Origin of the sequence: Sphingopyxis sp. H073 (assembly GCF_001468395.1) — a bacterium.
In the GTDB taxonomy this organism is placed as follows: domain Bacteria; phylum Pseudomonadota; class Alphaproteobacteria; order Sphingomonadales; family Sphingomonadaceae; genus Sphingopyxis.
On the sequence record NZ_LNSG01000020.1, the window covers coordinates 1 to 22,899 of the forward strand.

32 protein-coding genes, 1 tRNA gene and 1 pseudogene are annotated in these 22,899 nt (G+C 62.8%); 23 read left to right on the forward strand and 11 right to left on the reverse strand.

Annotation, left to right across the window (positions count from 1 at the left end; all coding sequences use genetic code 11):
* Positions 1-41: 41 nt before the first annotated feature.
* From ATE64_RS20595 to ATE64_RS21890, 7 genes are all read right to left on the reverse strand, one after another.
* A complete protein-coding gene (locus ATE64_RS20595; RefSeq protein ID WP_058801300.1) occupies positions 42-578 on the reverse strand; it encodes a hypothetical protein in 537 nt (178 codons plus the stop codon).
* On the reverse strand, positions 575-967 hold the full coding sequence (locus ATE64_RS20600; RefSeq protein WP_058456666.1) for a hypothetical protein: 393 nt from the start codon (positions 965-967) through the stop codon (positions 575-577). The genes ATE64_RS20595 and ATE64_RS20600 overlap by 4 nt, the downstream gene beginning before the upstream one ends.
* Complete coding sequence (locus ATE64_RS20605) at positions 967-1,254, reverse strand: hypothetical protein (RefSeq protein WP_058456667.1); 288 nt, start codon at positions 1,252-1,254, stop codon at positions 967-969. Before ATE64_RS20605 ends, ATE64_RS20600 begins: the two co-directional genes overlap by 1 nt.
* Before the next feature lie 103 nt (positions 1,255-1,357).
* Positions 1,358-1,624 carry a hypothetical protein gene (locus ATE64_RS20610; protein WP_058456668.1) on the reverse strand — a complete coding sequence of 89 codons (267 nt, stop codon included), beginning with the start codon at positions 1,622-1,624 and terminating at the stop codon, positions 1,358-1,360.
* A complete protein-coding gene (locus ATE64_RS20615) occupies positions 1,624-2,007 on the reverse strand; it encodes a hypothetical protein (RefSeq protein ID WP_156416620.1) in 384 nt (127 codons plus the stop codon). Before ATE64_RS20615 ends, ATE64_RS20610 begins: the two co-directional genes overlap by 1 nt.
* Before the next feature lie 51 nt (positions 2,008-2,058).
* Entirely contained in the window at positions 2,059-2,226 is a 168-nt protein-coding gene (locus tag ATE64_RS21885; protein WP_156416621.1) for a hypothetical protein, read from the reverse strand.
* Positions 2,223-2,528 carry a hypothetical protein gene (locus ATE64_RS21890; protein WP_156416622.1) on the reverse strand — a complete coding sequence of 102 codons (306 nt, stop codon included), beginning with the start codon at positions 2,526-2,528 and terminating at the stop codon, positions 2,223-2,225. The genes ATE64_RS21885 and ATE64_RS21890 overlap by 4 nt, the downstream gene beginning before the upstream one ends.
* Before the next feature lie 268 nt (positions 2,529-2,796).
* On the opposite strand from ATE64_RS21890, the gene ATE64_RS20625 reads away from it, so the two are divergent.
* From ATE64_RS20625 to ATE64_RS20705, 18 genes are all read left to right on the forward strand, one after another.
* Positions 2,797-3,432: a hypothetical protein gene (locus ATE64_RS20625; RefSeq protein WP_058456671.1), complete on the forward strand. Its 636-nt coding sequence runs from the start codon at positions 2,797-2,799 to the stop codon at positions 3,430-3,432.
* Positions 3,429-3,704, forward strand: a complete 276-nt coding sequence (locus tag ATE64_RS20630; protein WP_156416623.1) for a hypothetical protein — start codon at positions 3,429-3,431, stop codon at positions 3,702-3,704. The genes ATE64_RS20625 and ATE64_RS20630 overlap by 4 nt, the downstream gene beginning before the upstream one ends.
* A 37-nt stretch (positions 3,705-3,741) precedes the next feature.
* A complete protein-coding gene (locus tag ATE64_RS20635; RefSeq protein ID WP_058456673.1) occupies positions 3,742-4,176 on the forward strand; it encodes a hypothetical protein in 435 nt (144 codons plus the stop codon).
* 12 nt (positions 4,177-4,188) lie between these two features.
* Positions 4,189-5,139: a DUF5309 domain-containing protein gene (locus tag ATE64_RS20640; RefSeq protein ID WP_167541788.1), complete on the forward strand. Its 951-nt coding sequence runs from the start codon at positions 4,189-4,191 to the stop codon at positions 5,137-5,139.
* A 49-nt stretch (positions 5,140-5,188) separates the two neighbouring features.
* On the forward strand, positions 5,189-5,362 hold the full coding sequence (locus tag ATE64_RS21895) for a hypothetical protein (protein WP_156416624.1): 174 nt from the start codon (positions 5,189-5,191) through the stop codon (positions 5,360-5,362).
* The gene (locus tag ATE64_RS20645) at positions 5,355-5,576 is read left to right on the forward strand and encodes a hypothetical protein (RefSeq protein WP_058456674.1); all 222 of its coding nucleotides are present in this window, start codon (positions 5,355-5,357) and stop codon (positions 5,574-5,576) included. Before ATE64_RS21895 ends, ATE64_RS20645 begins: the two co-directional genes overlap by 8 nt.
* Before the next feature lie 79 nt (positions 5,577-5,655).
* Positions 5,656-6,075 (forward strand): hypothetical protein, encoded by a 420-nt coding sequence (locus ATE64_RS20650; RefSeq protein ID WP_058456675.1) that lies wholly within the window; start codon positions 5,656-5,658, stop codon positions 6,073-6,075.
* Positions 6,075-6,959 (forward strand): hypothetical protein, encoded by an 885-nt coding sequence (locus ATE64_RS20655; RefSeq protein WP_058456676.1) that lies wholly within the window; start codon positions 6,075-6,077, stop codon positions 6,957-6,959. The genes ATE64_RS20650 and ATE64_RS20655 overlap by 1 nt, the downstream gene beginning before the upstream one ends.
* 1 nt (position 6,960) lies before the next feature.
* Positions 6,961-7,323: a hypothetical protein gene (locus ATE64_RS20660; protein ID WP_058456677.1), complete on the forward strand. Its 363-nt coding sequence runs from the start codon at positions 6,961-6,963 to the stop codon at positions 7,321-7,323.
* 531 nt (positions 7,324-7,854) lie between these two features.
* On the forward strand, positions 7,855-8,202 hold the full coding sequence (locus ATE64_RS20665) for a hypothetical protein (protein ID WP_156416625.1): 348 nt from the start codon (positions 7,855-7,857) through the stop codon (positions 8,200-8,202).
* Positions 8,199-8,864, forward strand: a complete 666-nt coding sequence (locus tag ATE64_RS20670) for a hypothetical protein (protein ID WP_058456679.1) — start codon at positions 8,199-8,201, stop codon at positions 8,862-8,864. Before ATE64_RS20665 ends, ATE64_RS20670 begins: the two co-directional genes overlap by 4 nt.
* A 677-nt stretch (positions 8,865-9,541) precedes the next feature.
* Positions 9,542-10,198, forward strand: coding sequence for a hypothetical protein (locus ATE64_RS22130; RefSeq protein ID WP_058456680.1), 657 nt, complete (start codon positions 9,542-9,544; stop codon positions 10,196-10,198).
* Positions 10,199-10,247: 49 nt separating this feature from the next.
* Complete coding sequence (locus ATE64_RS22135; RefSeq protein WP_197410179.1) at positions 10,248-10,490, forward strand: D-Ala-D-Ala carboxypeptidase family metallohydrolase; 243 nt, start codon at positions 10,248-10,250, stop codon at positions 10,488-10,490.
* A 433-nt stretch (positions 10,491-10,923) separates the two neighbouring features.
* Positions 10,924-12,099 (forward strand): hypothetical protein, encoded by a 1,176-nt coding sequence (locus ATE64_RS20685; protein WP_058800358.1) that lies wholly within the window; start codon positions 10,924-10,926, stop codon positions 12,097-12,099.
* 103 nt (positions 12,100-12,202) lie between these two features.
* The gene (locus ATE64_RS20690) at positions 12,203-12,544 is read left to right on the forward strand and encodes a hypothetical protein (RefSeq protein ID WP_156416626.1); all 342 of its coding nucleotides are present in this window, start codon (positions 12,203-12,205) and stop codon (positions 12,542-12,544) included.
* Complete coding sequence (locus ATE64_RS22080; protein ID WP_058456684.1) at positions 12,534-12,977, forward strand: hypothetical protein; 444 nt, start codon at positions 12,534-12,536, stop codon at positions 12,975-12,977. Before ATE64_RS20690 ends, ATE64_RS22080 begins: the two co-directional genes overlap by 11 nt.
* A gap of 5 nt (positions 12,978-12,982) precedes the next feature.
* Complete coding sequence (locus tag ATE64_RS20700; RefSeq protein ID WP_058456685.1) at positions 12,983-14,653, forward strand: glycosyl hydrolase family 28-related protein; 1,671 nt, start codon at positions 12,983-12,985, stop codon at positions 14,651-14,653.
* Between the two features lie 93 nt (positions 14,654-14,746).
* Positions 14,747-14,839: transfer RNA gene (locus tag ATE64_RS20705), tRNA-Ser, on the forward strand.
* A gap of 106 nt (positions 14,840-14,945) precedes the next feature.
* On the opposite strand, the gene ATE64_RS20710 is transcribed toward ATE64_RS20705, so the two are convergent.
* Positions 14,946-15,497: a site-specific integrase gene (locus tag ATE64_RS20710; RefSeq protein ID WP_058456686.1), complete on the reverse strand. Its 552-nt coding sequence runs from the start codon at positions 15,495-15,497 to the stop codon at positions 14,946-14,948.
* Between the two features lie 88 nt (positions 15,498-15,585).
* Here ATE64_RS20710 and ATE64_RS20715 point away from each other — a divergent pair.
* From ATE64_RS20715 to ATE64_RS20735, 5 genes and pseudogenes are all read left to right on the forward strand, one after another.
* Positions 15,586-16,047: pseudogene (locus tag ATE64_RS20715) on the forward strand (transposase); the annotation flags it as partial.
* A 313-nt stretch (positions 16,048-16,360) separates the two neighbouring features.
* On the forward strand, positions 16,361-17,002 hold the full coding sequence (locus ATE64_RS20720) for a PepSY-associated TM helix domain-containing protein (RefSeq protein ID WP_058456687.1): 642 nt from the start codon (positions 16,361-16,363) through the stop codon (positions 17,000-17,002).
* Between the two features lie 11 nt (positions 17,003-17,013).
* Positions 17,014-17,541, forward strand: a complete 528-nt coding sequence (locus tag ATE64_RS20725) for a DUF2271 domain-containing protein (protein WP_058456688.1) — start codon at positions 17,014-17,016, stop codon at positions 17,539-17,541.
* A 20-nt stretch (positions 17,542-17,561) separates the two neighbouring features.
* On the forward strand, positions 17,562-18,389 hold the full coding sequence (locus tag ATE64_RS20730) for a DUF4198 domain-containing protein (protein ID WP_058456689.1): 828 nt from the start codon (positions 17,562-17,564) through the stop codon (positions 18,387-18,389).
* 92 nt (positions 18,390-18,481) lie between these two features.
* Positions 18,482-19,345, forward strand: coding sequence for an FAD:protein FMN transferase (locus ATE64_RS20735; RefSeq protein ID WP_197410180.1), 864 nt, complete (start codon positions 18,482-18,484; stop codon positions 19,343-19,345).
* On the opposite strand, the gene ATE64_RS20740 is transcribed toward ATE64_RS20735, so the two are convergent.
* The 3 genes from ATE64_RS20740 to ATE64_RS20750 all read right to left on the reverse strand — a co-directional run.
* A complete protein-coding gene (locus ATE64_RS20740; RefSeq protein ID WP_058456691.1) occupies positions 19,342-20,025 on the reverse strand; it encodes a Fe2+-dependent dioxygenase in 684 nt (227 codons plus the stop codon). The genes ATE64_RS20735 and ATE64_RS20740 overlap by 4 nt on opposite strands.
* A gap of 61 nt (positions 20,026-20,086) precedes the next feature.
* Positions 20,087-22,477, reverse strand: coding sequence for a TonB-dependent receptor (locus tag ATE64_RS20745; protein ID WP_058456692.1), 2,391 nt, complete (start codon positions 22,475-22,477; stop codon positions 20,087-20,089).
* Positions 22,478-22,608: 131 nt separating this feature from the next.
* Positions 22,609-22,899, reverse strand: a 291-nt coding sequence (locus ATE64_RS20750; RefSeq protein WP_156420380.1) for an energy transducer TonB, incomplete at its 5' end; no start/stop codon positions are given.

Consider the following 22,899-nt stretch of genomic DNA (forward strand, 5'->3'; position numbering starts at 1 on the left):
ACATCCCAGGGAAGAAAGCGCTTGCTCATCCCCCGACTGAATCAAAACTCATCGCCGCAGTCCAGCCCAAATATGCTAAATCGTGGACGGGCTCCTAGGTCGAGCTTGATCCATTCGTTGTGAACATCGAGCGCGCCCTGCCGATACGCCGAGACGATCGCATCGTGGATTGCGTCTCTGACCGCCTCCCTCCCCAAGCGGGGCTGTTCGCCGTCAAATTCCTGCCCGAGTCGCTGGATGGTATCGAGGGGCTGTTCGGGGGATAGTGTCTCTTGAGCGCGGTGGGCGGCGAGTTCGGCATTGGCGGCGGCGAGTTGCACGGACAGCCAGCGAATGCGCTCTTTCGCGGCGGTTTGCATCCCGATCGCGGATTGGAACGTGACGGTTCCGACGCTGATATCTTCGAGATATTGCGCGTTGGCGAGCGCCAAATCGGAGCGGTCGCCCATACAAAGCTGCTCGCGCGTTTTCGAAAGATACTCGATAGCCTTCTCGCGGCCTTCGGGAGTGTCCCAGTGGCCGGGCGCGGTTTCAGGTAGCGTCACCATCGGCTTATCGCCGGTCTGTGTGGGGGTCACTGGTCGTCTCCTTGGGGGGATTGGGGCGCATCCTGACGGACCGGGCCTGCGCCCTGCGGGTCAAGCCGCTGCGCGTCTTGAGCAGAGCCGCTAGTCCCTTGCGCAGGGCGGCGCTTGATGGAATCCGGCCGTACGCCGTACCCGTTGAAGTGCGTCCAATCAGGCCCGAGCGGACCGATGAAATGGATCGCTGGCGTTGGCCTCCAGTAGGGCCAGCCATCATACATACAGATGGCGAGAATTGAGCGCTCGTAGACGCCGAACGTGAAGTCGGCTGGCGACCGCTCTGCTTCGCGCCAGATCGGCGGCACGTCCTTCGCCATCGGGTGATCCCAATCGACCGGGCCCATGTTTTCGCCGACGCGGACAGTCTTTGTCTCGTAACGCATTATCCCACGATCTCCCAACCAGACACGCGAAGCGGCATTTTGGTAAAGACCAGCGCCTTGATGTCGAATTCGTCATCATCGGGCAGCGTGTCAGCCATATAACCGCCGGTGTAGCCGACCGGCAGAATGTCGCCCTTTTCACTGCGGAGATACGACAGCTTATAGCCGCCCGGCGCCTTCTCCACGGTGTAGTCAGCCCAAGCGCCGTGAAGCTCGCGGTTCCCGGTGATTGGGGCGCGCACCACATGGCCGGTGCAAATCTCGACGCCGTTGCAATCGAGAAACATCGTACGCTCCGCGCTAGGGACGGAAGCCCGAAGGGCCGGAACCGCTTGCGGGTCCGGTTCACGACGGCCCGACGGCGAAGCCGGAGCGCCCTGATTATGTTGTTCATTTACCATGGGGAGTGTCCTGCTGGGTGGTGGGGCCTTGCGACCTCCATGCGGCGAGCCGTTCGCAGGTATCGTTGACCCACGTCTCGGCGTCGGGATCGGTGCGTTGCCGCTCCCACATCGGATGGCAGGGCGCGACCGGGTAAACCGTATCGCTCGGGCCTTCGTGTGCCTCGTCGATGTCGATCAGGACACCATTGACGCACTCGACGTCTTGGCCGAACCGACCGTCGAAGAAGCCGCCGCGACAGTGCTTGCAGCCCATCACGCTTCTCCTGTGGAATGGGTGGTGCGAGCTTTGAGGGCGGCGGCGACGAGTGCGAGGGCGGGGGTGGCGGCCCAAGCCTCGTGGATGGGCACCTGAAAATCGCCCGCCTGCATGGCTGGTAGGTCTGCACAGTCGGCAAAATATGGAGGCTTATCCTCGCCCTCGCACCAGTATACGGCGACGGTCCAGCAGAAGCCTTCCGGCACCAGCGTCATCGCAGCGTCGATGGATGCCGTGTAACGCCAATGCGTCGTCTCATAGTTGGCGGTGTCCTCATGATTGCGCTTGAGGACGACGACGCCCTGCAATCGCGCAATGTCTAGATCCAACTCCCGATCCGGCCCCGTAGCCGCCTCGATCCGTTCGATGAGACTATCCACGTCCACCTCCCCAGCGTTCGCGCATTCTCTTTGCCTGTTTGACGCGGGCGATCACAGCACCATCTCCCGCATGTCGGCGTGACCGCTGCGGCGCGCCCAAGGACGCTCGTTGCGGAAGCGCGCACGGTCGAACGGCTCCTTCTCGCCCTTGCTGTTCGTGTAGAAGAGCTTGCCGGTGCCGGTTAGTTCGACTGTGCCGGGTTTGTGGGTGCGGCTCACTTCCCGCCCTCCTTCTTCTCCGCTTTGCGATTCCTATCCCTCTCCCTCTTGCGGCGCATGGCTTCGGCGTCGGGGCGGAGTGAGTTAGCTTCGGCGCGCCAGTGGTTGCGGTCAGCATCGAGGCGCTTCTCACATTCATCGAGGTGCGCAATCTCCTCCCTCGCCGCAGCGAGGTCGGTGATGGCCTTCTTGAAACGCTCGCGCTCAACGTCGCGCTCAGCAAGGGCAGCGTTGCGTTCATTGGTCAGCCGCTCGATACGGTCGTCTGGGCCAAGGCCGAGCGCATTGAGTAACTTGTTCATCTAATATCCCGGCGCGCTTATTGGGCTGTCCGCCGTCTCCTGTTGAGAATTACTATCGAAGGCTCATCTGCGCGCGCTTGGTCGCGTTCGCAGTTCGCCAGGCATCAAATCGCATTCGCTTCGCCTCTGCCTGCGCGCGGAGAGTTTCGGCGCTCATCGCAGCCGCCTCCCAATCAGCGCAGGCGAGTTCGTAAACGGGGTCGGCCTCGGCCAGGGCCAGCAGTATGAAGAGTTCATCGCCCGCAACTTCGCTGAATGCGTCTCGCGCATGTTCTGGCGCAAGTATCGCCTGATCAAAGACGCGGGCGAGCCGTTCGAGGTCAAGATCGGGGGCACGTTTGCGCAAGTTGATCCCAGCCAATGGCCCGACGAGCCAGACATGGTCATTCGCACCGGCTTGGGGACGAACCGCAAGGACCAGCGCATCGCTATGCGGATGCAGTTGCTCGGCATCCAGCGCGAGGGTTACGATATCGGCCTGACCGACAAGGAGACGCTGTTCAACGGCGCCGCCGGGATCGTGAAGGACATGAACATCGGCCAGCCTGACGAATATTTCGTCGATCCGCGCAACGCGCCGCCGCAGGAAGAGCAGCCGGACCCCGAGATTGTGAAGGCGCAGATGCAGGCGGAAGCCCAGCAAGCAAAGATCGCCGGGGACCAGCGGGCGGCAGAGCTTAAATTGCAGCTACAGCGCGAGGAGGCCGAGCAAAAGATGGAGCTGGCCCGCGACGAGGCCGAGTTTGAGGCACAGCTTGCCGAGCGCAAGTTCCGGTTCGAGCAGGAGCAGGCGGAAGCCCGCATGATGTTCGAGGCGCAGATGGCGCGTGAGAAAGCGCGCACCGATGCAGCCGCGCAGGTTGAGATCAGCAAGAATCGTCCCGGTGGGAGCTTGGCGGCATGATGGACGCCAAGCACCGCGCGGATCGCTGGCGGGCCTTCTACGAGGAAGAGGGTGGGCTACGCGATTGCCTGACCATTCTCCGGCGCGCCTATTTCGAGCGCGCAGCCGAATTAGGTGTCAAGGACACGGCAGGCCTGCAAAAGCTCTCCATCGCCTCCAAGCTGGTCGAAGAACTGGACCGGCACGCACAGAACATCATCGCGTCGGGCGACATCGCCGGACAGCAGAAAGAACACCTCGCCCGTATCGAGAAGGTCGGGCGCTTTTGGTGAGCCGCGCTTCGGCGCATTAACATAGAGGATTGTTGTCATGGCCCATCCGGTGGAAACCCCGGAAGCCGTTGACGCGCCCGTCTCTTCGGAGGACGACGCGCTCGCGGCTCTTGAAAATTATCTCGACGAGGAAAACGGCGAGGAGGAATCCGACGACGCGGGGGAGGGCGATGAGCCCGATGCTGCGGACGAGGATCAGGATGACGAGGCAGGCGAACCGGAAACGGCCATCGATGCGCCCGTCAGCCTGAACGCGGAGGAAAAGGCAGTCTTTGCGCAGCTTCCCTTGGAAGCCCAGCAGGCATGGGCCGCCAGCGAAACCCGCCGCAACGCGCAGGTCCAAGAGGCCACCACGAAAGCCGCCCACGCCCAGCGCTCCGCAGAAGCGAGCGCAGCCGAACAATCAGCACGGCGCCTGAAAGAAACTGGAAGCCTCCAGGACGCAGCCGCCGCACTCGCCAACATTTTATAAGGACCAATCGAAATGGCTGTTCCCAGCAATACGATCCAGTCCGTCGGCCGCGTGGGTAACCGCGAAGACCTTTCGGACATCATCTACAACATCTCGCCGACGGACACGCCGTTCGTTTCGGCGATCTCGCGCGGCCCTGCCGATGCAACCTATGTCGAATGGCAGACCGACACGCTCGTTGCGGCGAATGCCGACAACTATACGATTCAGGGCGACGATCTGGCGAACGAAAATCGCCCGAACACGACCCGTGTCGGCACGCACACGCAGATTTTCAAGAAGGTGGTTGGCACCTCGACGACCGTTCAGGCCGTCAAGCAGGCTGGCCGCAAGAATGAACATGCGTTGCAGCTTGCCAAGGCTGGTAAGGAATTGAAGCGCGACATGGAAGCGCGTTTCACCCAGAACAAGGCCTCGGTTGCCGCTACGGCGTCGGTTGCAGGTCAGACGGCGGGTGCGCTCGCGTGGCTCACGACCAACGTCTCGCGCGGTGCGTCGGGTGCAAGCGGTGGGTTCTCGGCGGGCATCGTCGCGGCTGCCACCAACGGCACGCAGCGCGCGTTCACCGAAACGCTGCTGAAAACCGTGATCGCGTCGGCATGGAACAACGGCGGTGAGCCGTCGATGGCCATCATGTCGCTGACCCAGAAGCAGATTGCGGCGGCCTTCGCCGGTCTTGCGCAGAGCCGCCGCGAAACTGGCGACAAGAAGCTCAAGATCATCGCGGGCGCCGACGTTTACGTGTCGGACACCGGCGAGGTCCAGCTTGTGCCGGATCGCTTCTGCTCGACCCGTGACGCCCTTATCGTCGATCCGGCGATGTGGGAAATCGCGGTCCTCGATCCGATGAAGAAGAAGCCGCTGGCGGCCACCGGCCTTGCCGACCGTGACGCGCTTTTTACAGAAGTCGCGTTAAAGTGTTTGAACGAGGCGGGTTCCGGCGTGGTCGCCGACCTTACCTGACCATAGAGGGGCGTCTTTCGGGGCGCCCCTTTCTTTCGGGAGAAAGACAATGGCAAAAGCGCCTGCCAAAAAGCCTGCGGGCGATTATGTCGTGACGTGCGACCGCCTGCCGCTTGCCAGCGGGACCGTGCTGGTCCGCGATCAGACGATCAGCATCGGCGATGAGTTGACGGTGGAAGAGGCGAAGAATTACGTCTCGGCGGAGCGTCTCGCTCATGCCTGACGAGCTGCTACTCGATCATGATCCCATATCGGGCATGACGGAGTGGATCAGCACCGACGAAGAGACCGGGGAAACCTTCATCCGCTATGAGCAGGATGTTTCGCCGATCCTCGATTACAACAAGGAAATGCAGGCCGAGACCCGTCGCAATATCTGCTTTACGACAAGGCTATCGATAGCGGTGAGACCCGTTCCACCCTGCGCTTCACGGTGAACGGTGGGGATGTGATCCGAGGCTTCGGAGACACAGGCGACGTTTCTTTTAACATCAACGGCATAGAGGAGGACGCCTGATGGCATCCCTGATCTACAACAGCGCTCTTCGCGATGAAGCGACGGGTGCCATCGACTACGACACCGACACTTTTTACGCGATGCTTGTCACGTCGTCCTACACGCCGAACAAGGACACCCATGATCGCCGCGACGATGTGACGAACGAAGTCACCGGGACTGGTTATACCGCAGGCGGCGCGGCCTCGTCTGTCAGCGTCGCAGCGGTCGATACGACAAACGATCGGGTTGTCATTACCTTCGGCTCGGTTAGCTGGCCGTCCTCGACGATCACGGCGCGCGGCTGCGTCTATTACAAGCGCCGGGGCGGGGCTTCCTCGGCGGACGAGCTGGTCGCGTATAACGACTTCGGCTCTGATATCACTTCAACCGGCGCAACGTTCACTGTCGCCTCATCGACGATCACGAAGCAGAACTAATGGCCGGCCTCCTCAACCGCGTAAAGGTCGCGACATCGACGACCGGCACAGGCACGATCACGCTTGGCACGGCCGACACGGGGTTCTTCACCGTCTCCGGCGCTGACGGCGTCGATGGGGCGACCTATTCCTATGTGATCGAGGACGGCGGCAATTCGGAAATAAGCTGGGGCGTCTGGAACTCGTCCGCCAACACTCTGACGCGCAACCTCATCAAGTCCACGACCGGCTCGCTGCTGAACCTGTCGGGCTCGGCGAAGGTGTTTGTGTCGCCCAACACCCGTGATTTCGACCAGTTACCGGGATTGAAGACCGCCTATCGGTCGGGGATGATGTACGGCCCGTCCGGCTGGATCCAGACGAACGCTGCCGATGATCCTGTCGCTGACCGGATGCAGATCGTCCCCTGGCCGATCCTGCGCCGGGTTTCGATCAAGAGCCTGCACTTCTACATGGCGACGGGCGCGACCACTGGCCACAAGACGCGCATCCTCATTTATCGCATGGGGCCAAATGGCCACCCGCTCGGCGCACCGGTTTACGACAGTGGTGCCCTGACCACGGAAACCGCAAGCACCGACATCGACATTACCGGTCTCAGCCTCATTCTGGAAGCTGACATGTATCTGGCGTGTTTCTGGGCCAACAACGGCACCTACCGCTTCGGACGGTGCAACGGGACTACAAACGCCGTGATGATGGCCATCGCAGCCGGTGCCTTGCTCCGAAACGGCAGTTTCGGGGTCGGGATGGTGGCCAATGCAACGTTCACCGGGCCCGCTCCGACGTTCACCGACACCGCGAGCGAGATGTATTCACCGATTGGCGGGGAGCCGTCCTATTTGGGTTCGGACGCGCCTTGCCTGACTTTCAAGGTGACCTGACATGAGGCTCGAATTTACCCCCGAAGGGACGACACTCATCGCGGACGATGGCACGCGGCGCGAACTGAAAGAGGGCGAGGATCAGGAGACGGTCGCGGCGGCATTCCGTGCCGAGCATCCCGACGCGAAGCCGCCCGTCCCCGCCAGCGTCACCCCTATCCAGATGCGCAAGGCGCTACGTCACCTCGGGCTCAAGGCTACCGTGGACGCCTATGTTGCGACTCTGGACGAAGAAGCCGCCGAAGAGTGGGAATATGCGCTGGCAATCGAGCGAGGGAACGCGACCTTGCAGGCTGCGGCGGCTGGCCTTGGCATGACGGACGAACAAGCGGACGATCTCTTTCGCCTAGCCGCGAGCATGTAGGATGCTTGGGCTCTACCCGCTCGGCGGCGCACCGCTGGGGGATGACGGGCAGGTAGCGGGTGGAACTCCCGGTAACGCATCAGGTGCAGCACTAAGCTACAGTTTTTCGATTTCAGGAGGGGCCGCAACCGGGGCTGGGAGTGCATCGGGCGCGGCTGTTTCCTACAGCCTTTCGGCCAGCGGAGGCGCCGCAACGGGCGCGGCAAGCGTTTCCGGCGCTTCGCTATCCTATTCGTTGTCGTTCAGCGGGGGTGCTGCGTCTGGCGGGGGCGTCGCTGGCAATGCTTCCGGGGCGAGCCTTTCTTATAACCTGTCGGTGTCGAGTGGGGCTGCGACAGGTGCGGCGAACGCGGCAGGGCTGGCCCGAGTGGTCGTCTACTCCTTTTCTGGCGGGTCACCATCGGGAGGCACTGCCAACGCCCCCGGCGCGTCCCTTTCGATCACATACTCTTTGCGAGCGGGGAGGGCGAGGGGGCCGATTGACCCCGCCGAGTTCAACAAGTCTAGCCGCATGTGGCAGGACTTCGCGGCGTGAACCCTTGGGAAAGCCCTTGGTGGCCCGAAATAGTGAAATGCGCGGAGCGGGGCGGCCACACGGCAGCAGAGGTTATCGAGGAGACGGTCACGGGCAAGGCGGTGGGTTGGCCGGTCGATGGCGGCTTCCTGCTGCTCGCGCGCACGGCCGACGATGCTCTCTTGATATGGCTCGGCGTGGGGCGAGGGGTCCGCAATTGGTGCGGTGATGCAGAGGCGCGGGTGAGCGAGTTCGCACGGGCCATCGGCTGCAACAGGCTGAGAATTGAAGGGCGAAAGGGCTGGCAGAGGATTTTGCCGCACTGGACGCGCGTGGGCGATGATTTGGAGTTACCGTTGCCATGAAAAGTAAGACCAAGTCCACAAATAAGCCTGTTTTCGAACAGCAAATCACAGGTGCCGCTAACGACGTCACAAGCGCGTACAATGCGAACAAGGGCAGCTTGCAGGCTGGCGCGGATCAGTTCGGTGGGCTCATCCCGTCGATTCTGGACAAGTATCGCAGCGATCCGACGAATGCCTTGGCGCGCACGCATTACAACGACGTGCTTGGCGGGAAATACCTCGATTCCGGCAATCCTTATCTGCAAGGGATCATCGATAACACCGGAAACGACGTTCGCAACGGCCTCTCGGCTTCGCTGGGCACGCGAGGCCTGACCGGCGGTTCGGACTATGCGGGGATCATCTCGCGCGAGCTGGCAAAGAACGCAACCGGCCTTCGGTACGATGACTATAACCGCCAGTCGGATCGCATGGACAACGCGGCTGCAAGCGTCGGCAATCTTGCATCGGCAGACGGGGCTTACCTCGATCAGGCGCTTGCCGCCTATCGGGCACAGACCGCGCCGCTTCTTGCGGCTCAGGATTATGGCAGCACAATCGGGGGACTCCTGGGCTCCTACCAGAACACAAAAACAACCCAAAAAGGAAGCGTCGGCGGCCTGCTCGGCGGGCTCGCCGGAAGCGCACTGTCTGGTTGGGCTTCGGGCGGCTTCCGCACTTGAGAACGGAGCATGAATCTGCTAGAAAATCAGCGGCTCAGCGGGTGCGCTAACACCGCGCCGAGCCTGACCAACAACGAACATGGAGCGTTCGATATGGCTGACGCCAGCAATAGTGATTCTGTCGAGATTTGGAAGCCCATTCCCGGATGGGAGGGGTTGTATTCAGTTAGTAGTCTAGGAAATGTACGTAGCGAGCCAAAGACCATCGATGTGTTAACCCGCTGGGGTCATAGATCGCCGCGCCACTGGCCCTCTAAACTGATTTCGCAGCAGCCGTGCATGGGCAGTCACATGGGGTACCTGCAAGTACACCTTAAAAGTAATGGCCGCCGAGAGGCGCATTATGTCCACCGATTGGTGTGCAGAGCGTTCCACGGCGAGCCGCCATCGCAGAAACACCAAGTCGCCCACAGCGATGGGAAGCATCTTAACAACAAAGCGAGCAATGTGCGATGGGCAACGCCCCAGGAGAATCTGGCCGATAAAGTGTCGCACGGGACTATCCCAAAAGGCGACCAGCACAAGTGCTCCCTTTTGACGGAGGCGGCAGTGCGGGAAATTCGAGCCGTCAATGACCGATCCAAAGACAGTGAATTCGCAACCCGTTTCGGAACCGCGGTGCAGACCATCGCTTTTGCCCGTCTCGGGCACACTTGGAAGCACGTAGAGGTGGGAAAATGACGATCATGCCTTGGACCGGCCCCGGCCAGAACCCCGAGCAGCCTTGGGGAGCCCCGCAGGGCCTGCTTGGCCCGCGTCGGCGTGGCGGCCTGTTTGGTGCTTCCGCGAGCATCCCGCAGCAACCGGCCATGACCGCTGCGCCGCAGCCGATGGCGCCCAAACAGTCGTTCTTCGGAGAGGGCGGCGTCGGGCGGGCCATTGCTGGGAACATCGGCGACTTCCTCCTGCAATACAGCGGAATGCAGCCGATCTACGCCCCGGCGATGCAGCAGCGTCAGGCCGCGCAGCAAGCGGAGATGCAGCGTCAGCAGGGTTTGGCGGATTGGGTGGCGAAGCAGGAATATGAGGCCAAGAACCGCCCGCCAACCTATTTCGACGACAATGCCGGGAACCGCTGGGCTATCGGCGCAGACGGACAGCCCAAGCTAGCCTTCCGAGACCCAACACAGAAGTACGTTCAGCAAGTCGTCACCGATCCTGACGGCTCGCAGCGTCTCATTCAGGTTCCGGTGCCCAACAATGTCCGCTCAGACGGCACGTTTGACAACGCAGTCGTTGGCGGTGGCGGAAACAGGCCCGCCATTGGCGCGGTGGTTGCCGACCCTCGCAAGGCAGGAGGTCAGTCGGTCGCCCCGGCTGGCAACTTTCGCTAAGCCCGCGCCCACTGGGTTTGTCCCGCCATCCCGCATCAACGGTGGGGTGATGACGAGCGGTCGCCGGACGCCGGAAGGCAACCGGATTGTCGGCGGAGTTCCGAACAGCGCTCACCTTTCCGGCTCTGCTGTCGATTATGACGGGCCCGATCTGCCTGCGCTTCTTGCCGAGGCGCGCAAGCTTCCGGGCGTCCGCAAGGCGTTCATCCACAAGGGCCATGTACACACCGAAGGTGATGGCTGGAACGTCCCGTACTACGGTAGGAACGGGACCAAAGGGTTGAAAAGATAGTTGCGCTCTTATAATAAGGGTACATGAGAGCAAAGTATCAGGCAACCAGCCATGCGCACGGCCTTTCCAAGACGCCCGAGTATCGGATTTGGGCGGGTATCAAGCAACGATGTTTTAATCCGAAACGAAAAGAATATGAGCGGTACGGCAAGGCTGGCATTACGATGCATCAACCTTGGGTCGAAAACTTTGAGGAGTTTTACGATCACTTAGGCCCGAGGCCATCAAAGACTCACTCGGTCGATAGGATAGATAATTCCTTAGGATACGAGCCCGGAAATGTTCGGTGGGCAACACCAGAGGAGCAGGCTCAGAACTCCTCGATTGCAAGACCTATTACCTTGAATGGCCGCACGATGACGGCTTCGGAATGGAGCAGGGAGCTGGGCGTCGGCTTCACCACCATCATTGCTAGTCCCCCGATGCCTACGCGATGGCTCGCGATGCGTTCGGTAGCCGCGCTCTCGGGCAGGCTGATCGCGCGCAGGAGCAAATCGTTCGCAACTTCGGCCCCGTCGCCAACCCGAACGAGATCAGCGAAAGCCTTCTCCAGCAGGCCCGTTCGCGCTCGGCGCCGCTTTATGATGCGTTCCGGTCGCAACCAGCGCGAACATCCGATGAACTGCAAGCGATGATACAGACCCCGGCGGGCCAGCAGGCTCTCGCGAATGCGCGCTCGATTGCGGCTAACGAGGGCCGTGATCCCAATGCGCTAGGGTTCGACTTGGACGCGCAGGGCAACGTTGTGTTGCGCTCCGACCCTTCGCCGGAAACACTCGACCTCTTGAAGCGCGGTCTTGATGATGTCGTTGGCGGCTATCGCAACCCGATAACCGGCCAACTCGACCTAAACGATCAGGGCCGTGCCGTAGAGGGGTTGCGCCAGCGTTTCGTCAGCGAGGTTGACCGCCTGTACCCCAACTATGCGGAAGCCCGTGCCGCCTACGCTGGCCCTGCGGGCGAACGCGCCGCGTTGCAGCAGGGGCGCGCCCTCTCGACCGCTAACCCCCGCGACATTCAGGTGACGATGGGCCGCATGACGCCGGGACAGCAGGATCAGTTCAGGCTCGGACAGCGAGTTGCCATGTCCGATGCGGTGGACAAGGTGCGTTACTCGTCGAACCCGTACCAGAACATCTATGGCTCTTCCTTGGCCCAGCAGAGGGCAGCCACGGTGTTTGGCGAGGGTCCGGCGGCCAACATGCGCGCGGCTTACGACGCAGAGCAGCGCATGGCGCAGACCGCCTATGACACCCTTGGCGGCTCGCCTACCGCAATGCGCGCGGCGGCCGACGAGGCTTTCGATAGCGGGCTTCCGGGAATGGCTGCCGACGCCCTGATCTCTTATGGCACGGGCTCTGGCGGGCAGGGCATCGCCCAAAAGGCATTGACCAAGATCGTGGACAACGTGCGGCTGCGCGGCAGCAAGAATCGCGCCGATCAGCTCGCCCCTATCCTGTTCAACACCGATCCGGCGACCACCGCCGCCATGATCAAGGCGCTCACGCAGAAATCAGCGGCGCGGGACGTCTACGTCAAGAGGGCCAGGAAAGTCGGCGGTCTCTTCGGCGCCAGCCTCGGGAGTGCCGGAGGATCGTCCCTCCAATAGGGCGGAGAATGTTGCCCTGATCATGGCGGCCGCGCCGATAACCAAGGCCATGTAGGCCATATCGCTCATCCCTCACCAATAACACCAAAAGGACCGCAAAGCTATGCCAGCTTTCAGCGATTATTCTGCCACGGCCAGCGCAAACACGACCATCGCGGGACTGTCGTGCGCAGAGAACTCCACGTCGATGGCATCGGTCAACAACCAGCTTCGCGAGGCGTTCGCGAACGGCCGCCAGCTTTACGACATGGTGATTGCCTTTGGCACACCTGTAACGGTGGCAGGGGCGGCGTTCACCGGCAACATCACCCGCTCGGGGTACGGGGGTTATTACTGCGCCAACGACAGCTCCTTCACGGCGCCGCGCATCTATTCGCTGGTTGACGGTTCCCCGGCGCCGACTTCGCCCCCCAACGGCTCGCTGACGGTCTATTATGCCGCTTAAGGCCGTTGTCGGAGGCGTCGAAAAGGACGCGGCCCGCGCCGAGATAACCATCAACGGGGTCCAGAAGCGGGTCACCCGTATCGAGGCGTGGAACGGGAGCGCGTGGAAGGTCGTGCAGGCCTTTGTTCTGCCGATGAGCGTTTCAGCCTCACCCTCGGGCACGATCACCACCGAGCGCGTCCAGAACCTCGAACTCTGCATCTCCTACGCGGTGACGGCTGTTCCCTCTGGGGGGCTGGCTCCCTTCACATACGCATGGACGGTCCTCAGCGGGGCTTTCACCGCCAGTTCCGCGACGATGGCCAAGACCACCTTCCGCGCGACCCTCGATTACGGCCAGTCCACCTCGGGCACGGCCCGCTGCACCGTCACCGACAGCCTTGGCACGCAAGTCACTGTCGATGTCCCCGTTCTCCTCGCAAACTTCGGGTAGGCACAATGTACAAATATGTGAATGCGTTCACCAACCGGAGCGGGGACTCGCTGCCGGGCTACTTCGCACGCCTCTATGACAACACGGGCACCGAGGTGGACATTTTCGCCGACAACAACGGCACGCCCATTTCGACGGTTTCAGGTGTCTCCAACGCGGCATTGAGCGACGATAACGGCATGTTCCGCTGGTACGTCGCCAATGGCATCTACGACATCAAGTTCTACGATGCGAACGACACCTTCGTCACGTCCGAGGCCGGTGTCCCGATGTATGACAGCGGCGCGGTGCTGGACGATCTTGCCGAAACAACCGGCGCTGGCTCCGTCGGCTATGATGCAGAAGAGACATATACGGTTGGCACTGTTGGCTCGAAACTCAAGAAAGCGGTTTTCGTCACAGACCCCCCGTACAACGCCAAGGGTGACGGTAGCACCGACGACCTTGCGGCTATCGAAGCGGCGATTGCAGCGGCTCCGGTCAACGGCACACTGACGTTTCCTGCCGGGGTCTATATCGTAAGCGACACGGTCGATATCGCGCGCAACGATTTGACGATTGTCGGCTACGGCGCGGTGCTGAAAGCCAAGGCGTCCACCTCGTTTGAATATGTCCTGTACGGCACTGGGATCAGCAACGTCAAAATCCGTGGCCTGACGATCGACGCCAACCAGGCCAACCGAACGTCTGGGCAGAATGTCCGCTATGTCGGTGCGTATATCTCGCTCTCGACTGACTGCGAATATATCGAATGCGTCGGCAAAAACGCCCTTGGCTATTCCAGTTCGCCCGGCATTGGCCTTTCGTTCGGCGGCGGCACGCGCTGCCACGCGAAAAACTGCACGGCAGTCGATTGCGGCGGCACGTCGGGAACGAATGCGGCAGACGGTTTCTACGTCTCCGGCGACAACTGCACGATTGCCAACTGCACGGCCGAAAGCTGCACCGATACCGGTATGGTCATCGAGAATGGCAACAACAGCGGCATTATCGGCGGGACGGCGAAAAACTGCAACGCCGCCTTTGCGATCACGAACGCGACCAACTTCACGAAGCGCGGCAATTTCATCAAGGGCTGTACGGCAATCGACTGGAACAGTTCGGTCACTGGCGGGGTGCAGATCGGGTGCTTCGGGACCGGCGATCTTCTCGACACCAGCGTTGACGTGACGCTTGTTGTGGTCACCGGAGGCAAGGGCACCGGCCCTGCGGTCAACGTGCGAAAAACCAGCACTGGCAAGGTCGATGGGCTTACCATTGACGCCATCATCAACGGGGCTTCGACGCAGGGCATTCTGGTCGATGGGACGAATGTCCGCATCAACGGCGGCACCTATATTCGCGGGACAACGAACGCCTGCATCCAGTTCCAGACCGGAGCGACCGGCGAGGTCAACGGGGCCAAGCTGTTTGGCGGTGGGTTCGGGGTCTATGCCGCTGGCACGGCCTCTGTTCGCACTTGCGGCAACAATATCGTCGGAAACAGCACGCAGAGCTATGGCCTGTATCCGCTGTCGTATTCTATCTCTGGCCACGCTTGCAGTTCGCAAGCCTCAGGCGCATCTAGAGTCTCAGCCATGCGATCCTCCATTGATCGTATCGGTCAGGGCCGGAATGAGGTTGCGCCCTCGTTTCGGCCCGATGTTTCTCGGGAACATAGGATGCACAGACTGTAACACCCTATGTTGCGACACAAACCGATGCTCTTCGCGCGTTCCGCGTTTCCTGCGTTGACACGAATCTCGCCTATCCCTAGGGAGAGCCCGCGCGGAGACGTGGGTGAGTGGCTGAAACCAACGGTTTGCTAAACCGTCGTACTGGTAAATCCGGTACCGAGGGTTCGAATCCCTCCGTCTCCGCCACTTCCTTATTCGCTCTAATCCGGCCCCGGCTAGAAACTCCCAGAAAAGGTGGGGTTTAGCCGTTCTGCTGTTCGACGGGGTTCGAGGTGGCGCGCACAAATCCGCGTCAGCTTTTAGGGTCAATCTTAGGGTCGGCGTTAGGGTCAGCCGGCGTCGGGCGCACATAGTCTGCCCACGCGGCCATAAGCTCGCGGCGCTGCTCCAGGGCGTCGCCCCGGCGATATGCTCGCTCCACCTCATTGCCGACCGCATGAGCAAGTGCCTGCTCGGCGACCTCGCGCGGAAATTGCGGCGCCTCATCGCCGCACCAGTCGCGGAAGCTCGAACGGAAGCCATGGACCGTAAACTGATCAACCTCCATGCGCCTCAGCAGCATCTCCATCGTCATGTTGGAGAGCGGCTTGTCCGCCTTGAAGCCAGGGAACACGAAATCATTTAATCGCTCGAGAGACTGGAGGACGGCCACCGCGGGTGACGAGAGGGGCACGCGGTGCTCCTTACCAGCCTTCATCCGGTCAGGGGGAATGACCCACAGCTTGGCGTCCAGATCGACTTCAGACCAACGGGCCCCCAAGGTCTCGCTAGTCCGGGAGGCGGTGAGTATCGTCAGTTCGAGTGCTCGCGCCGCGAGGGCCGACCGCTGGCTCAGCTTCTGCATGAATGCCGGGACCTCCGTAAACGGCATTGCAGGATGGTGGCGCTTCGGCCCATTCTTCCGCTTCGGAAGGATCATCGTCCGCGAGGTTGTCCGCGGTCAGCCGCCCGATGTCCGGCGCCGACACCGGCAAGAGCAAGCCAGGCCGCAGATCGACGCGCTTCGCGGCGCGATCGACGACGCCCTGAGCCGCCTGTCGCCCAAGTCGGCGATGGCGAAGGCGCTCGCCTATGGTCGCAAGCGCTGGGACGCGCTGACCCGCTACATCGATGAGGGCATCGCGGAGATCGACAACAATATCGCCGAGCGCGCCATCCGCGCCATCGCGATCGGGCGCAAGAACTGGCTTTTCGCCGGATCGAAGGCCGGCGGCGAACGCGCCGCCGCCATCTACTCCGTCATCGAGACGGCGAAGCTCAACGGGGTCGAGCCGCAGGCCTATATCGCCGACGTCATCGAGAAGATCGCCTCAGGCTGGCCCGCGTCCCGATGGGATGAGCTCATGCCATGGAACTGGCAGCACGATCAGCAGCAGATCGCCCAAGCCGCCTAGCTGCGGCCTTCAGGCCACGCTTACGTTGCAGCCCGGGTCGTCTTCTAACCACTTTAGGGTCAGTCTTAGGGGTGCCAGCCGAGAAGGAAAAAATATGGTTTAAAAACAACTTTTTATAAGGAGACTTCTAATCCCTCCGTCTCCGCCACTTCCTTGAAAGCCATCGATCTCACCGACCGGGCTCGGGTCGCGGTTCTGGCGTTCGGCCCCGCCGGGTCGCTGCGCACAATGTCTTGTCGGGCCGACCTTTTCAATTGTAATTGCGAATCGTTCGCGATAATGGCGGGCATCGTTTCAGGTAGAGCCGTTCAAGATGCACGCACCCCAGACCCAGCGACCGGCCGCCAAGAAGAGCCGCAAGACCTTCTGGTTGAAACAGTTGCACATGTGGCACTGGATGAGCTCGGCGATCAGCCTGATCGGGCTCGTGCTGTTCGCGATCACCGGCTTCACGCTTAATCACGCCGCCGATATCGAGGGAACGCCCAAGGTCGTCGAGAAAACGGCGCAGATGCCGCCCGCCGTGCTCGGCGAGCTTGGCGACGATCCAGCGGGAGGGAAGGGCAGGCTTCCGGCACCGGTTGCGACTTGGGTCGAGGACAACTTCCCGGTCAAGGCGTCGGGCGAGGCCGAATGGTCGGCGGACGAGGTCTATCTGCCGGCACCGCGTCCGGGGGGCGACGCCTGGGTCGCGATCGACCGCGCGACCGGCACGGTGACCAGCGAGGTGACCGATCGCGGCTGGATCTCGTACCTCAACGACCTCCACAAGGGCCGCAATTCGGGCGGCGAGTGGAGCCTGTTCATCGATATCTTCGCCTTTGCCTGCCTGGTCTTCGCGATCACCGGTCTGTTCCTGCTGTGGCTACATTCGGCGAAGCGCAAGAGCACCTGGCCGCTCGTCGGCGCGGGGCTCGTACTGCCCGCGGCCATCGCCATCATCTTCATCCATTAGGGAGAAACTTCATGCAGTCGTCATCGCGAACGATCCTGATCGGCGGAACGCTGGGCGCGGCGCTCACCGCACCCGTCATGGCCGCCGCGGCGCCCGCGACGATGGACGTCACGATCACGATCCCGCAGCTGAAGGTCGCCGAATATCACCGGCCTTATGTGGCGATCTGGGTTGAGAAGGCAGGGGCGCCCGCAAAGACGGTCGCGGTCTGGTACGACTATGACATGAAGGGCAACGAGGGCACCAAATGGCTGCGCGACGTGCGGCAATGGTGGCGCGCCTCGGGCCGCACGATGACCTTCCCCGCAAACGGCGTCACCGGCGCGACGCGCGCGCCCGGGGCCCAGAAAATCTCGTTCAGCCGGGCGCAGCTCGGCGCGACCGCGGTGGGCGACTATACGCTCGTTATCGAGGCGGCCCGCGAAGTCGGCGGGCGCGAACTGCTCCGCATCCCCTTTACCTGGCCGGCCAAGGCGGGCGTGGGCGGGCGCGCTGCGGGCAAGACCGAACTTGGCGCCGTCACGGTTGCCTTCCGCTGAATTTTCGAAAGGGCAGGGACATGAAAAAGCAGATCCTGGGTTTGGTCGCGACGGTCGCGATCGCGGCAATGGCGGCGGTTCCCGCGAGCGCGCATCGCCAGTGGATGATGCCGTCGTCGACGGTGCTGTCGGGCGACGATGTGTGGGTGGCGGTCGACGCCGCGGTTTCGAACGACCTCTTCTATTTCGAGCACCAGCCGCTGCGGCTCGATGCGGTCAAGGCGTGGGCGCCCGATGGCACCGAGGTCACGATCGAGAACAAGGCGACGGGCCGCTATCGCAGCACCTTCGACGTCCATCTGACGCAGAAAGGCACCTATCGCATTGCGTCGGTCGCCGACATGCTGATGGGCAGCTATGACCTCAACGGCAAGACCGAGCGCCTGCCGCGCGGCACGACGACCGCGAATCTCGCCGAGCGGGTTCCCGCGGGCGCGACCAACGTGAAGACCGCCGAGGCGAACAACCGCAACGAGATTTTCGTGACGGTGGGCGAGCCGACGACGACGCTGTTCAAGCCGACCGGCAAAGGCATCGAGCTCGTTCCGGTGACGCATCCCAACGACCTGATCGCGGGCGAGGCGGCGACCTTCCAGTTCCTGCTCGACGGCAAGCCCGCGGCCGATCTGCCGGTGACGGTGATCCCCGGCGGCATCCGCTATCGCGACCAGCTGGGCGAAATGCACCTCAAGACCGGCGCCGACGGCAAGGTCGAGATCAGCTGGGCCGAACCCGGCATGTACTGGCTCAACGTCACGACGCCGCAAGCGGGCGGCGAAGAAGGCGCGCCGCCGCCGATCGCGCGCCGGGCAAGCTACGTGACGACGCTGGAAGTCCTGGCGCCCTGACCGACCGCATCCTGATTCCGCGCGCGTTGACGCCTGCGGCTTTCGCGGGGCGCGATGCATGCGCGGCGATCACCTCCTTCGCCGGCGAGACCATGGGGACAAGCTGGTCGCTGCACGCCGTTTCGCCGCCGGCAGGAACGATGGCGGGCGTGCAGGCGGCGTTCGACCTTGTCGTCGCGCAGATGAGCCAGTGGGAGCCGGAATCGGATCTGTCGCGCTTCAACCGCGCGCCTGCGGGCGAATGGCGCCGCGTGCCCGCCGAACTCGCGCATGTCGTCTCGGCGGCGCTCGAGATTGCGGCGGTTAGCGGCGGGGCGTTCGACCCGTGCTTGGGCGATCTGACCGAGCGCTGGGGCTTCGGCAGCACGGGGCCGGTGAACGCGGTGCCCGCCGATGGTGACGAAGCGGACCGCAGCATCGAATGGGACGCCGGCGCGTCGCGATTGCGTCGCGGCGAGGGGGCGTTCCTCGACCTTTCGGGGATCGCCAAGGGCTATGGCGTCGATCTGGCGGCCGAGTGGCTGCTTGGTAACGGCGTGCGGCATTTCCTGCTGGAAGCCGGCGGCGAGCTCAGGGGCGAAGGAATCCGGCCCGACGGTCAGCCCTGGTGGGTCGATACCGAAACGCCGCCGACGTCGTCGGCGCAGCCATGGCGCATCGCGCTGCACGATTTGTCGGTCGCGACGTCGGGCAGCTACCGGCGCGGCTTTACTGTCGGCGACCGGCATTATTCGCACAGCTTCGACCCGCGCTCGGGCCGGCCGATCGTCAATGGTGTCTCGTCGGTGACCGTGCTCCATCGCAGCTGCATGATGGCGGATGGCTGGGCGACCGCGCTTACGGTGCTCGGTCCGGAGCAGGGGGTCGCGTTGGCGGACGCGCGCGGGTTGGCGGCGGCGATACTCGTCGGCGACCGCGAATTCACGTCGCGCGCGTGGCGCGACATGCTGGGTTAGCTGTCAGCCCAGCGCCGCAGCAGATTGTGATAGACGCCGGTCAGCCGCACGACGGTCGCGTCGCCCTGGCCCAGCGTCATCGCCGCGCCCTGTACCCCCATGTCGAGGTCGAACAGGAGGTCGCGCTGCCCCTGGTCGCGCACCATCGACTGGATCCACATGAAGCTGGCGACGCGCGCGCCGGCGGTTACCGGCTCGACGCGGTGGACGGTGCTCGCCGGGTAAAGGACCATATGCCCGGCGGGAAGCTTGAGCCCCGGCGGCGCGGTCATGCCTTCGATGACGAGGCCGCCGCCTTCGTAACTGCCGGGATCGGCGAGGAAGAGCGTCGCCGAGAGGTCGGCGCGCATCCGGAAATCGCTGCCGCGCCGCATCCGGATCGCATTGTCGATATGATCGCCGAACGTCTCGCCGCCCGCGTAGCGGTTGAAATAGGGCGGGTAGATTTTGAGCGGAAGCGCTGCCGCGATGAACATTGGCGTGCGGCCGAGCGCATCGAGGACCAGGCGTCCTGCCTCGGCCGCGGCTTCGCCCAATTCGGGGAGTTGCTGGTTGCGTTTGGCGAGCGCCGCCTGCGGGCCGGAGGTTTCGTTGCCGTCGATCCAGTCGGCGGCGTCGAGGATGGCGCGGAGCCGGGCGACGCCGTCGGCGTCGAGTACGTCGGGAATGATGCGGATCATGGCGCCGCTTCTAGGCAGAAAAGGGCGGGAACGGCAATGCGCCGTGCCCGCCCGTTTGCGATCAGAAGGTGTAGAAGAGGCTGAACACCGCCGAGCGTGCATCGCCGGGGGTGGCCCAGCCGCCGGTGACGACGCCGGTCGTCGCGTTCACATTGTTGCGGACGCCGGTGTAATAATCCTCGTTCGTCAGGTTGGTCACATTGAGCTGCGCGACCAAGCCGTTGTTGAAGTCATACGACACAAACGCACGATGGATGAGATAGTCGTCGACCATGAACTGCGTACGCTGGAGCAGGTTGCGCTGGTTGGTTGCAAACCTGCCCTGATAGGTCAGGCCGTAACCGATCTGGAGGCCGAACGGGAAGGCGTAGGTGGTGAACAGGCTGCCCGAATGTTTCGGGGTCTGGATCAGGCGATCGCCGGCCTGCGGGTCGGGGATCGCAACGCTGTTGCTGCAGCCTGTCGCGCCCGGCGAGGTGAGGCAGAAGTCGGAGACGCTCTGCTTTACCTTGCTGTCGAGGTAAGTGTAGTTGGCAAAGATCGCCCATTCGGGAGTGAGATTGCCGGTCACGCCAATAGCAACTCCGTCGACGCGCGATTCGCCGTCAAGAACCTGAAGCGAGTTCGGCAGCGACGGGTCGTTCGAAGGCGTGCGGAAGTTGGTGCGTTCGTTGCGGAACAGAGCGGCGGTCAGCAGAAGCTTCTTGTTCGCCAACTCGGCTTTGGCACCGATTTCATAAGTGCGCGCCTTTTCCGGGGCGACAGCGCAGGGATCGGCGGCGCCCGTCGCGGGGATCACGCCGCAGCCGAGACGCACCGTAGCCGAGGACGGCGTCCTGGCGTTGCCATAGGCGCCATAGAAGCTGACGTTCTCGATCGGGTGGAACACGGCGCCGAAGCGATAGGAGAAGAGATTTTCGTCGCTGATCTGCGGTTCGCGCTGCGCCGGCGTTAGCGCGGTCGTGCCCGGCGGGACGACGAGCAGCGGAATGTTCCGGAACTCTGCGCGATTGCTCTCGTAGCGCAGGCCCGCGTTCAATTCGAACATGGTGCCGAGTTCGAGCGTATCGAAAGCGTAGATCGCCTTGTTGTTGCTGCGGCCCTTCGACCGTGCCGTAACCGTGAAGTTGATCGGGCCGGTGTATGTGGTGTCGGGATTGAAGAGATTGATCGGCGGCAGCGTCACCGCTGAACCATCGGGGTTTCGCGCCAGCGATGCGGTCGTGATTTCATAGTCTTCGCGTGAGATGGAGGCGCCGATTACCAGTGTGTTACGCGTGCCTCCCGTTTCTCCGGTTACGACGGTGAGGTCGGTCTGGTTGTGGAGCAGGTCGTTGACCTGATCGCGGACGAGGCCGCGCGGACCGCTGGGATAATAGGTGCCGGGCGTGTTCCGGCCTGCGGGGCAAGCGATTCCGATTGTCGACGTCGGGCCCGAGCCCACGGGCTGCAGGCCGTTTGCGAGACAGAAGACGCCCTGCGGTGCGCTCGTCTGGCTATACTGGTGGACACGCTGCCAGCGGGTAAGGTTGCGGATCGACACATTCTCGCTGAACGCATGGCGGAAGGTCGCGGTCAGGCGATTCACCTTCGTTTTCTGTGCGTCGAGATTGACGATGCCGAAATAGTCGCTGTCGTCGACGCCCGGCAGCGGCCCGTCGTTCACGCCGCTGAGGAAGAAGGGCACGCCATAAATCGGCGTGTTGTCGTCGTCCTGGTGGATATAGGCGAGCGTCAGGCTGGTGTCGCTGTCGACACCGATCGTGATCGACGGCGCGACCCCCCAGCGTTGATAGGATTCGACGTCGCGGCCCGGAACGTCATTCTCGTGATACATGGCGTTCAGGCGGACGGCGATCAGGTCGTTCAGGCGCCAGTTGCTGTCGACCGACGCACGGTAATAATTGTCGGTGCCGACCGCGGCCTGCACGGTCGTCGCGCTGCGCGAGAACGGGATCTTGCTGACGAGATTGATCGTGCCGCCGACGCTGCCCGATCCGTTGAAGACCGAGTTGGCGCCGTTATAGACTTCGATCTGCTGCAGGTTGAAGGGGTCGGTGCGGCTGTACTGGGCGCTGTCGCGGACACCGTCGACGGTCAGGTCGTTGTTCGCCGAATAGCCGCGCAGGTTGATCGAGTCGCCATAGCCGCCACCGCCCTCGCCGGCGCCGAAGGTGATGCCGGGGATCGTGGCGAGCGCATCGCGCAGCGTGAGCAGATTCTGCTGGCGCAGCGCCTCCTGCGTCACGACGGTGATGGTTTGCGGCGTATCGACGAGCGGCGCCGTCGACTTGGGCGATTCGACTTCGGTCGCGAGCCTGCCGGTGACGACGATGTCGGTGCGGCCGCCGGGTGCGTCCTGCGCGGCATCGGCCTCGGTAGCGAGCGCGGGAGCACTGATCAGGCTGCCCACGCAGGAGAGAGCGAGGAACGAGGCGGACGAAGTTTTCACGGATAACCCCCTTGTTTTGGTTTGGTCGTCCACGCCGCTATTGAGAGTCGTTCGCAGTGTCAATCGCTATTGATAATGGTTCGCGATATTGTCGCAATTTCTGTGGGCGCTGAGGCAGTCGTCAAGGGGCTTCAGTTACGTCGCTCGAGCCACCAGGTCTGCCGCCAGCCATAGGGACTGCGGATCGCTTCGCCCGCAGCGTTGGTCGCGGGCTTGAAACGAAAGCGCTCTTCGATCAGCCGACAGGTCGTCGCATCGAGCGACGCATCGCCGCTCGATCGGCTGACGCGGCATCCCGTCACTCGTCCGGTCGCTTCTATGGTGAAGCGAACCTCGACCTCGCCGCCGACCCTGGCGCGGCTGGCTTCGCGCGGATAGTCGCTGTCGCGGATCGTGCCGCTGCGCCAGGGTCGGCGGCGAGG

Bases quoted from the DNA above. Each gene is read 5' to 3' on its own strand.
- ATE64_RS20710 (WP_058456686.1), bottom strand. From the start codon at position 15,497: ATGCAGAAGCTGAGCCAGCGGTCGGCCCTCGCGGCGCGAGCACTCGAA.
- ATE64_RS22135 (WP_197410179.1), top strand. From the start codon at position 10,248: ATGACGAGCGGTCGCCGGACGCCGGAAGGCAACCGGATTGTCGGCGGA.
- ATE64_RS22130 (WP_058456680.1), top strand. From the start codon at position 9,542: ATGACGATCATGCCTTGGACCGGCCCCGGCCAGAACCCCGAGCAGCCT.
- ATE64_RS20660 (WP_058456677.1), top strand. From the start codon at position 6,961: ATGAGGCTCGAATTTACCCCCGAAGGGACGACACTCATCGCGGACGAT.
- ATE64_RS20635 (WP_058456673.1), top strand. From the start codon at position 3,742: ATGGCCCATCCGGTGGAAACCCCGGAAGCCGTTGACGCGCCCGTCTCT.
- ATE64_RS20655 (WP_058456676.1), top strand. From the start codon at position 6,075: ATGGCCGGCCTCCTCAACCGCGTAAAGGTCGCGACATCGACGACCGGC.
- ATE64_RS22080 (WP_058456684.1), top strand. From the start codon at position 12,534: ATGCCGCTTAAGGCCGTTGTCGGAGGCGTCGAAAAGGACGCGGCCCGC.
- ATE64_RS21890 (WP_156416622.1), bottom strand. From the start codon at position 2,528: ATGAACAAGTTACTCAATGCGCTCGGCCTTGGCCCAGACGACCGTATC.
- ATE64_RS20625 (WP_058456671.1), top strand. From the start codon at position 2,797: ATGTTCTGGCGCAAGTATCGCCTGATCAAAGACGCGGGCGAGCCGTTC.
- ATE64_RS20740 (WP_058456691.1), bottom strand. From the start codon at position 20,025: ATGATCCGCATCATTCCCGACGTACTCGACGCCGACGGCGTCGCCCGG.
- ATE64_RS20725 (WP_058456688.1), top strand. From the start codon at position 17,014: ATGCAGTCGTCATCGCGAACGATCCTGATCGGCGGAACGCTGGGCGCG.
- ATE64_RS20700 (WP_058456685.1), top strand. From the start codon at position 12,983: ATGTACAAATATGTGAATGCGTTCACCAACCGGAGCGGGGACTCGCTG.
- ATE64_RS20730 (WP_058456689.1), top strand. From the start codon at position 17,562: ATGAAAAAGCAGATCCTGGGTTTGGTCGCGACGGTCGCGATCGCGGCA.
- ATE64_RS21895 (WP_156416624.1), top strand. From the start codon at position 5,189: ATGGCAAAAGCGCCTGCCAAAAAGCCTGCGGGCGATTATGTCGTGACG.
- ATE64_RS20610 (WP_058456668.1), bottom strand. From the start codon at position 1,624: ATGGGCTGCAAGCACTGTCGCGGCGGCTTCTTCGACGGTCGGTTCGGC.
- ATE64_RS20650 (WP_058456675.1), top strand. From the start codon at position 5,656: ATGGCATCCCTGATCTACAACAGCGCTCTTCGCGATGAAGCGACGGGT.
- ATE64_RS20690 (WP_156416626.1), top strand. From the start codon at position 12,203: ATGCCAGCTTTCAGCGATTATTCTGCCACGGCCAGCGCAAACACGACC.
- ATE64_RS20645 (WP_058456674.1), top strand. From the start codon at position 5,355: ATGCCTGACGAGCTGCTACTCGATCATGATCCCATATCGGGCATGACG.
- ATE64_RS20600 (WP_058456666.1), bottom strand. From the start codon at position 967: ATGCGTTACGAGACAAAGACTGTCCGCGTCGGCGAAAACATGGGCCCG.
- ATE64_RS20640 (WP_167541788.1), top strand. From the start codon at position 4,189: ATGGCTGTTCCCAGCAATACGATCCAGTCCGTCGGCCGCGTGGGTAAC.
- ATE64_RS20670 (WP_058456679.1), top strand. From the start codon at position 8,199: ATGAAAAGTAAGACCAAGTCCACAAATAAGCCTGTTTTCGAACAGCAA.
- ATE64_RS20630 (WP_156416623.1), top strand. From the start codon at position 3,429: ATGATGGACGCCAAGCACCGCGCGGATCGCTGGCGGGCCTTCTACGAG.
- ATE64_RS20735 (WP_197410180.1), top strand. From the start codon at position 18,482: ATGGGGACAAGCTGGTCGCTGCACGCCGTTTCGCCGCCGGCAGGAACG.
- ATE64_RS20685 (WP_058800358.1), top strand. From the start codon at position 10,924: ATGGCTCGCGATGCGTTCGGTAGCCGCGCTCTCGGGCAGGCTGATCGC.
- ATE64_RS20605 (WP_058456667.1), bottom strand. From the start codon at position 1,254: ATGTTTCTCGATTGCAACGGCGTCGAGATTTGCACCGGCCATGTGGTG.
- ATE64_RS20720 (WP_058456687.1), top strand. From the start codon at position 16,361: ATGCACGCACCCCAGACCCAGCGACCGGCCGCCAAGAAGAGCCGCAAG.